We start from the raw sequence: 13,080 nt of genomic DNA, 5'->3' as shown, positions 1-13,080 counted from the left end.
GCGAAAAGGGGCCGGTACCGGGTTTTCCCGGTACCGGCCCCTTGACGTGTACGTCAGGAATGCTCCTTGAGTGCCTGCTCGATGGTGCGCATGACCTCGTCCAGCGGCGCGTCGGTGCGGGCGAGCGCGACCAGGACCTCGCCCTGGGTGGAGACCGTCGCGGCGGTCGGCGGCTGAGCGGTCGCGGTGCGGCCCGCCCCGATCCCGGTCCCGAAGGTCTTGCGCACGATCGCGAAGGCGTGGTCCAGCTGCGCCTCCACGTCCCCCTGCCCGCCGGCCCGGAGCCACCGCCGCAGCACATGGTTGTGCGCGGTGACCACGGCCGACGCGGCGACCTCCGCCAGCAGGGGGTCGTCGTTCGCGTCGTCGTCGTGCGCGTGCTCGTCGAAGTGCCCGAGCAGATACCGCGTGAACAGCCGCTCGTAGCGGGCCACCGAGGCGATCTCCGCCTCCCGCAGCGTCGGCACCTCGCGCGTCAGCTTGTAGCGGGCGACCGAGATCTCCGGCCGGGCCGCGTACATCTTCATGACTTCCTTGATGCCGCGGCACACCGTGTCGAGCGGGTGCTCGTGCGCGGGGGCCGCGTTCAGCACGGCCTCCGCCCGGATCAGGGTGTCGTCGTGGTCGGGGAAGATCGCCTCTTCCTTGGAGCGGAAGTGGCGGAAGAAGGTGCGGCGGGCGACACCGGCCGCGGCCGCGATCTCGTCGACGGTCGTCGCCTCGTACCCCTTGGTGGAGAACAGCTCCATCGCGGCGGCGGCCAGCTCTCGGCGCATCTTGAGCCGCTGGGCGGCCGCACGATTTCCTGCGGCACTCTCCGGCGCATCGGGCGTGGCTGGTGTACGGGACGACTTGGCGGGCTGGGGCATGACCCGAACGTACTGCATGTGCGCAGGTTGGTGCGCGTGTCCGGGGTTTGTCCCGCCCCGGGCCGGCGGGGAGCCGCCAGGTCTCGCGGGCGGGGGAGGACTGCCCGGATCGAGCAGTCCGCCCCAGTCCTCGCCGTCGGTGAACCAGTCGCCGACGTGCTCAGCGGCGGGCATATTCGCGGAAGCCACGGCCGGTCTTGCGGCCGAGGCAGCCGGCTGCCACCAGGTGCTCCAGGAGCGGGGCCGGAGCCAGACCCGGGTCGCGGAACTCGCGGTGCAGGACCTTCTCGATCGCAAGCGAGACGTCCAGGCCGACGACGTCCAGCAGCTCGAAGGGGCCCATCGGATAGCCGCCGCCCAGCTTCATCGCCGCGTCGATGTCGTCGAGCGACGCGTAGTGCTCCTGCACCATCTTGATCGCGTTGTTGAGGTACGGGAACAGCAGGGCGTTCACGATGAAGCCCGCGCGGTCACCGCAGTCCACCGCGTGCTTCCTGATCCTGCCGCAGACCTCGCGGACCGTCGCGTGGACGTCCTCGGCCGTCAGGACCGTGCGGACGACCTCGACCAGCTTCATCGCGGGCGCCGGGTTGAAGAAGTGCATGCCGATCACGTCCTGCGGGCGCGAGGTGGCACGGGCACAGGCGACGACGGGCAGCGAGGAGGTCGTGGTGGCCAGGACCGCGCCCGGCTTGCAGACCTTGTCCAGGGCCTGGAACAGCTGCCGCTTGATCTCCAGGTCCTCGGCGACGGCCTCGACGGCCAGGTCGACGTCCGCGAACGCCTCGTAGGAGCCCGCCGCGGTGATCCGGTCCAGGGTCTGCGCGGCGGCCTCGGCGGTCATGCGGCCCTTGTCGACAGAGCGCGAAAGAGACTTGCCGATACGGGCCTTGGCCGTCTGCGCCTTCTCCTCGCTGCGGGCGGCGAGCACGACGTCGTACCCGGCCTTGGCGAAGACCTCCGCGATACCGGACGCCATGGTCCCGGAGCCCGCGACCCCGACGGAACGGACCTCGCGGCCCTGGGCCTGCGCGGAGCTCTCCGAGGGTGTCAGCGCGTCCCGCACGACCGTCGCGCTGCCCGGAGCCTCGTACGTGTAGAAGCCGCGTCCCGACTTACGGCCGGTCAGGCCCGCCTCGCTGAGCTGCTTGAGGATCGGGGCGGGGGCGTGCAGCCGGTCCTGGGACTCGGCGTACATGGCCTCCAGGACGGTGCGGGCGGTGTCCACGCCGATCAGGTCGAGCAGGGCGAGCGGGCCCATGGGCAGACCGCAGCCGAGCCGCATCGCCGCGTCGATGTCCTCGCGGGAGGCGTACTTCGCCTCGTACATCGCGGCCGCCTGGTTGAGGTAGCCGAACAGCAGCCCGTCGGCGACGAAACCGGGCCGGTCGCCGACCGCGACGGGCTCCTTGCCGAGATCGAGGGCGAGGTCGGTGACCGCGGTGACGGCCGCCGGGGCGGTGAGCACCGAGGAGACGACCTCGACCAGCTTCATCGCGGGCGCCGGGTTGAAGAAGTGCAGGCCCAGCACCCGCTCCGGGCGGGCCGAGTCGGCGGCCAGCCGGGTCACCGACAGGGCGTTGGTGCCGGTCGCGAGGATCGTCTCGGGGCGCACGATCCCGTCGAGTTCGCGGAAGATCTGGTGCTTGATCTCGTACGACTCCGGAGCCACCTCGATGACGAGGCCGGCGTCGGCAGCCGCCCGCAGGTCGGTGGAGACGTGGACGCGGGCGAGGACGTCCGCGCGCTCCTGCTCGGTGAGCCGGCCGCGCTCCACGGCACGGGCCGTCGCGGTCTCCAGGGTGGCGACGGCCTTGGCGGTCTGTGCCTCGCTGATGTCGATGCCGACGACATTGCGGCCGGCCCTGGCGAGGACCTCGGCGATACCGGTGCCCATGGTGCCGAGGCCCACGACGGCGATCGTCTGGAGAGGGGACAGAGAGGGGTCGGACAGGGGAGTGGCCATCGCGGAACTCCAGGAATGAGGGTGACGACTGGGAACGCGACCCGGTACGCCGAGGGGCGCACCGGGTGCGTGAGGAACTGCTGCGTGCGGGTGTTGCCGGGCTGCGAGCGCACACGCCCGGGCCGTCGTCACAGGCCTTGCACAGGCCCGGAGAACGGTGGATCCGACCGGCCCTGTCCCAGGCCGGGTCGTACTGGTGGTACCTGAGGTACCGAACCGACTGCTCTCACGGCGGCTGCGTCACCAGGCCACCGCAAGGAGTTCCGCGAGTGGGTAACTCGCTCGTCTGAGCTTAACCGGTGGGTAACGAGCGCGCCAGCCCCCGGATTTGTGATGTACGTCCCGCGCCCCGGGCGGGCCGCCTAACCTCGGGTTCATGGACGAAGAGTTGCGATCGCTCACGGAGCGCTTACGGCGGGAGTCGGGAGCGTCGGCCGCCTTCGACCGTCTGGTGGCGACCGAGGACCCGGACGAGCTGGCCGGAGTGCTCACCGAACCCGGACAGCCGTTGTGGGCCCGGGAACTGGCCGCGTTCCGGCTCGGCCTCGCCGGGGACCGCCGGGCCTTCGAGTCGCTCGTCCTGCTCCTCAACCACCGCGATCCGCCGCGCTGCGCCGCCGCCGCGTACGCCCTCGCGCGGCTCGACGACCCGCGCACGGCCCGCGCGGCCGCCGCCCTCGCCACCAACGAACTGAGGGTCGCCTACGCCCTGCACCCGGTCCGGCTGCTGGCCGAACTGCGCGCCCCCGAGTCCGTGCCCGCCCTCATCACCACACTGGAGCGCCGACTGCACCCGCGCGATCCCTACCGCCGCGTGGCGCTCGCCTGCGTGGAGGGGCTCGGCACGCTGGCCGACGCCCGGGCCAGACCCGTACTGCACGAGGCTCTCGCGCATCCGTCGCTGGCGGAGGCGGCGGTGCGGGCGCTCGCGCGGATCCCCCGGCAGAGGTGAGGTGTCACAGGGACAGGTCCTTCAGGTACCGCACCTCGGGCACGAGGACGCCGTCCACGTCGTAGGGGTCCTCGGCACCGTCGGCCGGCAGTCGCGCAGCGGCGTACGGACTCCTGGAGCAGGGCGTGTCCGAGACCGCTGCCGTACCGCCGCGGGTCCACGTAGATCGCGTACAACTCGGCGTCCTCGGTGCGGATGTCGCCGTCGCGGTAGGGGCCGTGGCAGGCCCAGCCGAGGATCTCGCCGTCCCGCTCGGCGACCAGGTCCACCACGGCGGCGCCGCCCTGCCCGAACCGGGCCCGGCGGCGCTCGGCGTCCTCTCTCACACTGAGCGCGTCGAGGAACGGCTGAGGCATGAGGCCCCGGTACGCGCTCTGCCAGCCCCGGATCCGGATCTCGGCGACGCGGTCGCAGTCGGCGAGGGTCATCTCGCGGATGAGGAGAGGGTCGTCCATGACGGCACCCTAGGCAGCCACCGCCCCCGACGGCCTTCGATTTACTCCCGCAGCACCGCGAACGCCTCTGTGCGCGGCGCGGGCCGCTCGGATCGCCGGCAGGTGGGCCATGTCCGTGACGGAGTAGGTGAGTTTGAGGACGTCGTCGAAGGTCGCTCCGGCGGCGGCCGGACAGCGCCGGAGGTTCTCGAAGACCTGGCCCGAGACCGCCACGAAGCGGCCGCGGCCCAGCACCACGTGGGAGTACTGGGCCGCGGGGGCCACCCCGTCGGGGGCGGGAATCCTGGTCAGCTCACTGCGTCCATGGTGGACCACGCCACTGACAGTTCCGGTCCCCGAAGGAGCCTCGGACGCTCAGCCGCGGGAGCCGAGCAGCCGGTGCAGCGCCGCGCCGCGCGAGGATGTCGACGCCGCCTTGGCGGTCAGCGGTTTCGGATCGGGCAGCGCCTGGCAGACCGCGTCGGCCTCGCCGCCGCCACGCGGCACCTTGCCGTCGGTCAGATACGTGGCCAGGTACGTGTCCAGGCACGTGTTCCCGCTGAGCGTGACGCCGTGGTTCCCGCCGCCCTCCTCGACGACGAGACTGGAGCCCGCCAGCAGCCGGTGCACCGTGACACCGCCCTCGTACGGGGTGGCCGCGTCGTTCGTCGCCTGGAAGAGCAGAACCGGCGGCAGCTTGCCGTTGGCGATGTTCACCGGGCTCAGCGACTTCGTGGGCCAGAACGCGCACGGTGCGTTGTACCAGGCGTTGTTCCAGGCCATGAACGGCGCCTTCTCGTACACGTCCCAGTTGTCCTTCTGCCACTGGCGCCAGTCGCGCGGCCAGGAGGCGTCACGGCACTGCACCGAGGTGTAGATGCTGTAGCCGTTGTCCCCGGAGGCGTCGACGGCGGCGAAGTTCTCGTACGCCTCGACCAGCGGGTCGGTGTCCTTGTGGTTCACGTACGCCGCGAACGCCTCGGCCAGGTAGGGCCAGTAGCCGTTGTAGTAGCCGCCCGGGATGAAGGTGTCCTCCAGCTCGGAGGCGCCGACCTTGCCGCCCGCGGGCTTCTTGGCGAGGGCCGCCCGCATCGCGTACCACTTGGCCTCGATCCTCTCCGGGTCGGTGCCGAGCTTGTACGTGGTGTCGTACTTGGCGATCCAGGCCATCAGTGCGCGGTGCCGGTCGTTGAAGGCGTAGTCCTGGGCGAGGTTGTCGTCGTACCAGACGCCGGTCGGGTCGACGATCGAGTCCAGGACCAGGCGGCGCACCTGGTGCGGGAAGAGCTTCGCGTAGACCGCGCCCAGGTAGGTGCCGTACGAGTAACCGAAGTAGTTGATCCTCCTGGCGCCGAGGGCCTGGCGGATCGAGTCCATGTCCCGAACGGCACTGATGGTGTCGATGTACGGCAGCACGCTCGCGTACTTCCGGCCGCAGGCGGCGGCGAAGGACTGGGCGCGCTTGAGGTTGGCCCTCTCGATCGCGGGTGTGCTCGGCACGGAGTTCGGGCGCACCGGGTTGAAGTGACCCGGCTTGCAGTCGAGGGCGGGCTTGCTCTTGCCCACCCCGCGCGGGTCGAAGCCGATGACGTCGTACTGGGCCGCGACGGCCTTGGGCAGGCCCGAGGCGATGAACCCGGCGAACGTCAGACCGCTGCCGCCGGGGCCGCCGGGGTTGACCAGCAGGGGGCCCTGGTACTTCTTCGCGGTGTGCGGGACCCGGGACAGCGCGAGGGTGATCTGCTGCCCGCCCGGGTTCGCGTGATCGAGCGGCACCTTGAGGGACGCGCACTGAAGCGTCGGGTAGTCGGCGGTGCCGCATTTCTTCCAGGTGAGCTTCGCGGCGTGGACGGATGGTGTGGTGTGAGGGGCGCTGGCGTCGGCGGGGACCGAGGTGAAGGTCCCGGCCACGACGACCGCGGCACCGCACAGCACGGCTGCGCGTTTTCTCATGGGGTCCTCCCAGGACGGAGGGTTCCGGACCGCGCGGGTCACGGTCCCTGCCGCATCGTCCCGGAAAGTGCGCCCGGAAGAACCTGTTCTGACGATAGTTGACCCGATTGGGCAGTCCGATGCGCTCGAACGCTCTCAGATCAACGTGAGTTGGACAGGTTCGGACATCGGCTCGACCTCGGGCTCCGGCTCCCGGATCCGCCGGGGCATCCCCGCGCCCGTGGGACCGATGCCGTACTCCTGGGCCAGCTCATGGACCTGACGGGTGATCCGGCGCTGATACCACTTCGGAGCGTAGGCGCCGTCCGCGTAGAGCCGCTCGTAACGGCGTACCAGATACGGGTGCTCCCGGTTCAGCCAGGCCATGAACCACTCCCGGGCGCCGGGCCGCAGATGCAGCACCAGCGGGGTGACCGAGGTGGCCCCCGAGGCGGCGATCGCGCGCACGGTCGCCCGCAGCTGCGCCGGAGTGTCGCTCAGGAACGGGATCACCGGCGCCATCAGCACCCCGCACCCGATGCCGTGCTCGCCCAGTGTCCGTACGACGTCCAGGCGGCGCTCCGGGGCGGGTGTACCCGGCTCCACCGTGCGCCACAGTTCCGGGTCGGTGAAGCCGACCGAGACCGAGATGCCGATGTCCGTCACCGCGGCGGCCTGCCGGAGCAGGTCCAGGTCGCGCAGGATCAGTGTGCCCTTCGTCAGGATCGAGAAGGGGTTCGCGTGGTCGCGCAGGGCGGCGAGGATGCCCGGCATCAGCCGGTAGCGGCCCTCCGCGCGCTGGTAGCAGTCGACGTTGGTGCCCATCGCTATGTGGTCGCCGGCCCAGCGGCGCGAGCCCAGCTGGCGGCGCAGCAGCTCGGGGGCGTTCACCTTGACCACGATCTGCGAGTCGAAGCCGAGACCGGTGTCCAGGTCGAGATAGCTGTGGGTCTTGCGGGCGAAGCAGTACACACACGCGTGGGAGCAGCCCCGGTAGGGGTTCACCGTCCACTCGAAGGGCATGCGGGAGGCGCCCGGCACCCGGTTGATGATCGAGCGGGCCCGGATCTCGTGGAACGTGATCCCGGCGAACTCGGGTGTGTCGAAGGTACGGCTGACCACCGCGTCGGCGCCGAAGAGAGCGGCGTCGGCCCGTCCGTGTTCCGCGGACTCGGTGAGGTTCTCCCAGCGCATGAGGCCTCCTCGGTAGCACTGCCCCTTGAGTGAAACACTTGTTCGATTTTCTGTGCAACCCCGATTTGGGCGCCCGCAGGCGGGGGTGGTTGGCTTGCCCCCAGCCCGAGAACACCCGAGAACCCGAAGTCCTGGAGGAAGTCGATGGCGCAGGTCGAGGCCACTACGGAGCGGATCGTCGCGGCGGACGCGGAGAAGGTGTTCGACGCCGTCGCCGACTACAGCGGCACGCGCTCGAAGGTGCTGCCCGAGCAGTTCAGCGAGTACGAGGTGCGCGAGGGCGGCGACGGCGAGGGCACCCTCGTCCACTGGAAGCTCCAGGCCACCAGCAAGCGCGTGCGCGACTGCCTCCTGGAGGTCACCGAGCCCACCGACGGCGAGCTCGTCGAGAAGGACCGCAACTCCTCCATGGTCACCACCTGGCGGGTCACCCCGGCCGGCGAGGGCAAGTCCCGCGTCGTCGTGACCACCACCTGGCAGGGCGCCGGCGGTATCGGCGGCTTCTTCGAGAAGACCTTCGCCCCCAAGGGCCTCGGCCGGATCTACGACTCCCTCCTCGACCGGCTCGCCGCCGAGGTCGAGAAGTAAGTCCCCGGTGCCGGGCGGACGTTGCCCTCGGTCACCGGATCGAGTGGATCTCCGTACGGCCCTCCGGCGTGCCGTAACTCGTCGCGCTTGCTCGTAGTTGTCGCCTTATGCGGGAAATGCGGGTCAGGCGCGACGAGGGGAGCGGGACGTGGGCGTGACGACTGCGACGCACGAGGAAAGGCTCGAAGCGCCACCGCAAGCCCCCGCCCCCACCGTCGAACTCGGCCCGCGCCGGGTACGGTTGATCTTCTTCGGGCTGATGCTCGCGCTGCTGCTCGCCGCGCTGGAGCAGATGATCGTCGCCACCGCACTCCCCAGGATCGTCGGTGAACTGCACGGCCTGGACCGGATGTCCTGGGCGATCACCGCCTACCTGCTCACCGCCACGATCGGACTGCCGGTCTACGGCAAGCTCGGCGACCTGCTCGGCCGCAAGGGCGTCTTCCAGTTCGCGATCGTCGTCTTCGTCGCCGGCTCCGCGCTGGCCGGACGGGCCGCGACCATGGACCAGTTGATCGCCTTCCGCGCGGTGCAGGGCGTCGGCGCGGGCGGCCTCATGATCGGTGTGCAGGCGATCATCGCCGACATCGTGCCGCCCCGGCAGCGCGGCCGCTTCATGGGCCTGATCGGCGCCGCCTTCGGACTCGCCTCCGTCGCGGGCCCGCTGCTCGGCGGCTGGTTCACCGACCACCTGTCCTGGCGGTGGTGCTTCTACGTCAACGTGCCCTTCGGGCTGCTGACCCTGGCCGTCGTCACCGCCGTACTGAAGCTTCCGAAGCCCCGGGTGCGGCCCCGGCTCGACCTGCCCGGCGCACTGCTGCTCGCCGCGGCCTCCACCTGCCTGGTGCTGCTGACCAGTTGGGGCGGCACCGAGTACGCCTGGGACTCCCGGATGATTTTCGGCCTCGGGGCCGGAGCTGTGGCCTCCACCGTCCTCTTCCTGGTCGCCGAGCACGTCGCGGCCGAACCCCTCATCCCGCTCCGGCTGTTCAGGGACTCCGTCTTCAACGTCACGGGCCTGGTGGGCCTGGTGATCGGGGTCGCGCTCTTCGGGGCCGCCGGCTATCTGCCGACCTTCCTGCAGATGGTCGACGGCGCGAGCGCCACCGAGTCCGGCCTGCTGATGCTGCCCATGATGGCCGGCATCGTCGGCGCCTCCGTCGTCGCCGGACAGCTCATCAGCCACACCGGCCGCTACCGGATCTGGCCGATCCTCGGCAGTGCCCTCTCTGCCGTCGGCATGTGGCTGCTGTCCCGCCTGGAGATGGACACGCCCCGGCTGCACTACAGCATCTGGATGGCGGTCCTCGGCACCGGGATCGGCATGGTGATGCCGGTACTGGTGCTCGCCGTGCAGAACTCGGTCCGCCCGGCCGACCTCGGCACCGCCACCAGCGCCAACAACTACTTCCGGCAGATCGGCGGCAGCGTCGGAGCGGCGGTCTTCGGCACCCTCTTCGCCCACCGGCTCGCGGATTCACTGCAGCAGCGACTCCCCACCGTCGAAGGGCTGCCCGACCCCGAGTCCCTCACCCCGCAGCTCGTCCACGGTCTGCCCCCGGCGCTGCGCGACGGCTACATCCGGGCCTACGCCGACGCCATGCCGAGGATCTTCCTCTACCTCGTGCCGGTGCTCGTCCTCGGTCTGCTCATCGCCTTCTTCCTCAAGGAGAAACCGCTGGTGTCCCACACCGCCGACACGGAGACCGCCCCGATCCCGCAGTCCCGTTCGCCGCACGCCACCGCGCTCCCGGTGTGCGGCACGGTGCGGCACACCGACGGGAGCGTCGTCCCCCGGGCCGCCCTCACCCTCATCGACGTCGCCGGGGCGCAGACCGGGCGCGGTGCCAGCGGCGAGGACGGACGGTTCGCGCTGTCGACGCCCGGGCCGGGGGCGTACGTCCTCATCGCCGCCGCGAGCGGCCACCAGCCGCAGGCCGTCTCCGTGACGATCGGCGACCGCCCCGTCGACCTGGACATCGTCCTCGGCGGCGCCGGACGGCTCGCCGGCCGTGTGTTCACCGGTGGCGCACCCGTACCGGACGCGACCGTCACCCTCACCGACGCGCGCGGCGAGGTCGTCGCCACCACCCGCAGCGGCCCGGAGGGCGCCTACGCCATCACCGAACTGGTCGCGGGAGAGTACACCCTCGCCGCCGGCGCGCCCGCGTTCCGCCCCGCGGCGCTTCCGGTCACCGTCCGGGCGTCCCGGGAGACCCGCCAGGACGTCGAACTCGCGGGCGGCGCGGTGCTGCGCGGCACCGTGCGGGCCAGGGGCGGACGATCCGTCGAGGACGCGCGCGTGACGCTCCTGGACGTCGCCGGCAACGTGGTGGACACCCTCACGACCGGCCCCGACGGCACCTTCCGCTTCGGCGACCTGGCCGGCGGCGAGTACACGGTCATCGCCGCCGGTTACCCGCCGGTCGCCACCGTCCTCCAGGTCGCCGGAGGCGGCCGCACGGAGCGGGATCTCCAGCTGGGACACGGGGACTGACGGTGCGTCAGCGCGGGGCGCACGCCGGGGTGATCCGGTCCGGGCCAATTCCCGTGTTGCCGCACACCGTGACCGCCCGGCGCCGTACGGTGGAACAGGCGGCACAGATCTTGCGGAGAGAGGGCCTGGGCCATGGACCGTGGCACCGAGAGGGGCGCACCTCCCAGCCGCGGAGCTGGGAACGGTGCGGCGGACGGACACGCCGCGGCCGGCCGGGTCCCGCTGGCCGTGGTCGTCGTGGACCGTGACGGCCTGGTCTCCCACTGGAGCCGGGGTGCGAGCCGTCTGTTCGGCGCCGGCAAGGACGAGGCCATCGGACGCTCCGCGGCCGACCTGCTGCCCGTCTCCGGAGCACTTCCGGAGGAGGAGGACACCTCGCCTTACGGCGGTTACGCGGCCTACGACGGACTCGGACCCGATCTCGAGTCCTCCCTCGACGGCGGTCTGTCCTACCCGGCCGCCGGCCGCGCCCGTCTCACCGTGCCCGGCGCGAACCGCGTCGACGTCCTGTGGTGGGCCTACCCGCTGGTGGGCCCGGGCCGGGAGCGGCTGCTGGTGCTGGCCGCCGACGCCGGTGGGCTGCGCCGGGATCTCGACCTGGACGAGGCCGGTGCGGCCGTGGAGCGGATCGCGCCCGCCTTCGCCCTGCACACCGACTTCCCCGGCGCCGACGAACTCGCCCGTCGGCTCCCCGAGATCCTGCCCAGCATGAGCGTCGGCGAGAGCGCCCGCATCGCAGCGCAGGTTCTTGAACTGGGCTATCCGGTCCTGGAGTTCAGCCAGAACGACCGGGTGCCGGTCACCCCCGACTGGGGTGTGCCCCGGCGTGCCGAGCGCAAGGCCCGCCGCGAGCGGGCGGCCCGGGCGGCCGCCGAGGGCCTGCCGCTGCCGCAGGACGAACCGGACGAGGGTGAGGACCTCGAGTACGTCGCCGTGCGCGAGCGCCTGGAGTTCCTCAACGAGGTCAGCGGGAAGATCGGCACCTCGCTCGACCTGTCGCGGACCATCGTCGAGGTCAGCAGGGCCGTCGTGCCCCGCTTCACCGATGTCGCCGGCACCTATCTGCGCGAACAGGTCGTCGCCGGCGAGGGGTTCCCCGACGGAGTTCCGGACACCACCACCATGTGGCACCGGGTGGCCCTGGAACACACCGACGAACCCGGCCGCTGGGACGACGTGGTGCCGGTCGGCGAGGCCATGCCGTTCCCCGCGCACACCCCGTTCTTCCAGTGCATGACCACCGGTGAGCCCGTCCTCGTGCCCCGCATCAGCGAACAGATGGGGCACGCGATCGCCTCGCAGTTCGAGAAGCGGGACATCAGGCCGCTGATCACCGGCCGCTCCATGCTGGTCGTCCCGCTGAAGGCCCGCAACGTGGTCCTCGGGTTCATGATCCTGCTGCGGCACCCCGAGCGCGACGAGTTCAACGACATGGACCGGGTCACCGGCGCCGAACTCGCCGCCCGCGCGGGCCTCGTGCTCGACAACGCGCGCATGTACACCTTCCAGGAGTCCGTCGCCGAGACCCTCCAGGACAGCATGCTGCCGCACATCCCGTCGCGCATGGCGGGCTGCGACATCGCCACCCGCTATCTGCCGGGCACGCTCCTCGGGCGGGTCGGCGGCGACTGGTTCGACTCCGTGAAGCTGCCCGGCGCACGGACCGCTCTGGTCGTCGGGGACGTCATGGGGCACGGGCTCAACTCGGCCGCGATGATGGGCCAGTTGCGTACGGCCGTGCAGACCATGGCCGCGCTCGACCTGCCGCCGGCCCAGCTGCTGCGCAACCTCGACGACCTCGCCCAGCGGCTCGGCGACACCTACCTCGCGACCTGTCTCTACGCCGTCTACGACCCGATCGCGAGCGAACTCCACCTCGCCAACGCGGGGCACATTCCGCCGGTGATCGTGCGGGCCGCGGACGGCCGCAGTGAACTGCTGGACCTGCCCACCGGCGCGCCCATCGGCGTCGGAGGGGTGCCCTTCGAGGCCGTACGCGTGCGTGTGGAGCCCGGTGACCGGCTGCTGATGTGCACCGACGGGCTGGTCGAGGTGCGGGGTGAGGACATCGGGGTGGGGCTGGCGACCCTCACCGAGTCCGCCGCGCACCCGGCCGCCTCCATGGACGACGCCTGCGACGCGATCATCCGTGCCCTCAACCCGCTGGGCGGACGCAAGGACGACGTGGCGCTGCTCATGGTCCGGCTGAGCGGCATCGAGCCGGACGACGTGGCCGAGTGGCGGATCTCCCTCGATCCGGGCGAGGTGGCGCGGGCCCGGGCGGTGGTGCGCGAGCAGCTGCGCGACTGGGGCCTGGCGAAGCTGGCCGACGGCGCGGAGTTCATGGTGAGCGAGCTGGTCACCAACGCCGTACGGCACTCGCACAGCCGGCCCGTCGAGCTGCGGCTCGTGCGGGGGGACACCCTGCTGTGCGAGGTGGACGACGACGACCACGATCTGCCGAACCTGCTGAGCGCCGGACCCACCGATGAGCAGGGACGAGGACTCAGAGTGGTCAGCACGCTCGCCCGGGAGTGGGGTGCGAGTCGCACGAAGGCCGGGAAGACCGTCTGGTTCGAACTGACGCTGCCGCGTCGCTGAGCGTCGTGTTCGTCGTCGGGGGCGCGTGTTTCTCGAACTGGCAGTGA

Annotated in this window: 9 protein-coding genes and 1 pseudogene; 4 read left to right on the top strand and 6 right to left on the bottom strand. The window is 71.3% G+C overall.

Going from position 1 to position 13,080, the window contains the following annotated elements; translation table 11 throughout:
• Positions 1–53: 53 nt before the first annotated feature.
• Both D1369_RS07130 and D1369_RS07125 read right to left on the bottom strand, forming a co-directional pair.
• Positions 54–869, bottom strand: coding sequence for a TetR family transcriptional regulator (locus tag D1369_RS07130; RefSeq protein ID WP_007385833.1), 816 nt, complete (start codon positions 867–869; stop codon positions 54–56).
• A 160-nt stretch (positions 870–1,029) separates the two neighbouring features.
• On the bottom strand, positions 1,030–2,835 hold the full coding sequence (locus tag D1369_RS07125; protein WP_118082341.1) for a 3-hydroxyacyl-CoA dehydrogenase: 1,806 nt from the start codon (positions 2,833–2,835) through the stop codon (positions 1,030–1,032).
• Positions 2,836–3,211: 376 nt separating this feature from the next.
• Here D1369_RS07125 and D1369_RS07120 point away from each other — a divergent pair, with 376 nt between their 5' ends.
• On the top strand, positions 3,212–3,787 hold the full coding sequence (locus D1369_RS07120) for an adenylosuccinate lyase (RefSeq protein WP_007385834.1): 576 nt from the start codon (positions 3,212–3,214) through the stop codon (positions 3,785–3,787).
• 4 nt (positions 3,788–3,791) lie between these two features.
• Here the strand turns inward: D1369_RS07120 and D1369_RS07115 are convergent.
• The 4 genes and pseudogenes from D1369_RS07115 to D1369_RS07100 form a co-directional block, all read right to left on the bottom strand.
• Positions 3,792–4,242: pseudogene (locus tag D1369_RS07115) on the bottom strand (GNAT family N-acetyltransferase).
• A 9-nt stretch (positions 4,243–4,251) separates the two neighbouring features.
• Complete coding sequence (locus D1369_RS07110; protein ID WP_007385836.1) at positions 4,252–4,557, bottom strand: hypothetical protein; 306 nt, start codon at positions 4,555–4,557, stop codon at positions 4,252–4,254.
• 39 nt (positions 4,558–4,596) lie between these two features.
• Positions 4,597–6,174, bottom strand: a complete 1,578-nt coding sequence (locus tag D1369_RS07105; RefSeq protein WP_007385837.1) for an alpha/beta hydrolase — start codon at positions 6,172–6,174, stop codon at positions 4,597–4,599.
• A gap of 135 nt (positions 6,175–6,309) precedes the next feature.
• The gene (locus D1369_RS07100) at positions 6,310–7,347 is read right to left on the bottom strand and encodes an Rv2578c family radical SAM protein (protein ID WP_007385838.1); all 1,038 of its coding nucleotides are present in this window, start codon (positions 7,345–7,347) and stop codon (positions 6,310–6,312) included.
• 144 nt (positions 7,348–7,491) lie between these two features.
• Here D1369_RS07100 and D1369_RS07095 point away from each other — a divergent pair, with 144 nt between their 5' ends.
• From D1369_RS07095 to D1369_RS07085, 3 genes are all read left to right on the top strand, one after another.
• Positions 7,492–7,935, top strand: coding sequence for an SRPBCC family protein (locus D1369_RS07095; RefSeq protein WP_007385839.1), 444 nt, complete (start codon positions 7,492–7,494; stop codon positions 7,933–7,935).
• A gap of 148 nt (positions 7,936–8,083) precedes the next feature.
• Positions 8,084–10,432 (top strand): MFS transporter, encoded by a 2,349-nt coding sequence (locus D1369_RS07090; protein ID WP_037901938.1) that lies wholly within the window; start codon positions 8,084–8,086, stop codon positions 10,430–10,432.
• 132 nt (positions 10,433–10,564) lie between these two features.
• On the top strand, positions 10,565–13,033 hold the full coding sequence (locus tag D1369_RS07085; RefSeq protein WP_118082340.1) for a SpoIIE family protein phosphatase: 2,469 nt from the start codon (positions 10,565–10,567) through the stop codon (positions 13,031–13,033).
• Positions 13,034–13,080: the final 47 nt, after the last annotated feature.

Origin of the sequence: Streptomyces sp. CC0208 (assembly GCF_003443735.1) — a bacterium.
Taxonomy (GTDB): Bacteria; Actinomycetota; Actinomycetes; order Streptomycetales; family Streptomycetaceae; genus Streptomyces; species Streptomyces sviceus.
Note: the sequence above shows the minus strand (reverse complement) of the source record. Positions and strands in the feature narration are given on the sequence as shown.

Excerpts from the sequence above, each read along its gene's own strand:
- D1369_RS07125 (WP_118082341.1), bottom strand. The coding sequence starts at position 2,835 with ATGGCCACTCCCCTGTCCGACCCCTCTCTGTCCCCTCTCCAGACGATC.
- D1369_RS07130 (WP_007385833.1), bottom strand. The coding sequence starts at position 869 with ATGCCCCAGCCCGCCAAGTCGTCCCGTACACCAGCCACGCCCGATGCG.
- D1369_RS07120 (WP_007385834.1), top strand. The coding sequence starts at position 3,212 with ATGGACGAAGAGTTGCGATCGCTCACGGAGCGCTTACGGCGGGAGTCG.
- D1369_RS07085 (WP_118082340.1), top strand. The coding sequence starts at position 10,565 with ATGGACCGTGGCACCGAGAGGGGCGCACCTCCCAGCCGCGGAGCTGGG.
- D1369_RS07095 (WP_007385839.1), top strand. The coding sequence starts at position 7,492 with ATGGCGCAGGTCGAGGCCACTACGGAGCGGATCGTCGCGGCGGACGCG.
- D1369_RS07100 (WP_007385838.1), bottom strand. The coding sequence starts at position 7,347 with ATGCGCTGGGAGAACCTCACCGAGTCCGCGGAACACGGACGGGCCGAC.
- D1369_RS07105 (WP_007385837.1), bottom strand. The coding sequence starts at position 6,174 with ATGAGAAAACGCGCAGCCGTGCTGTGCGGTGCCGCGGTCGTCGTGGCC.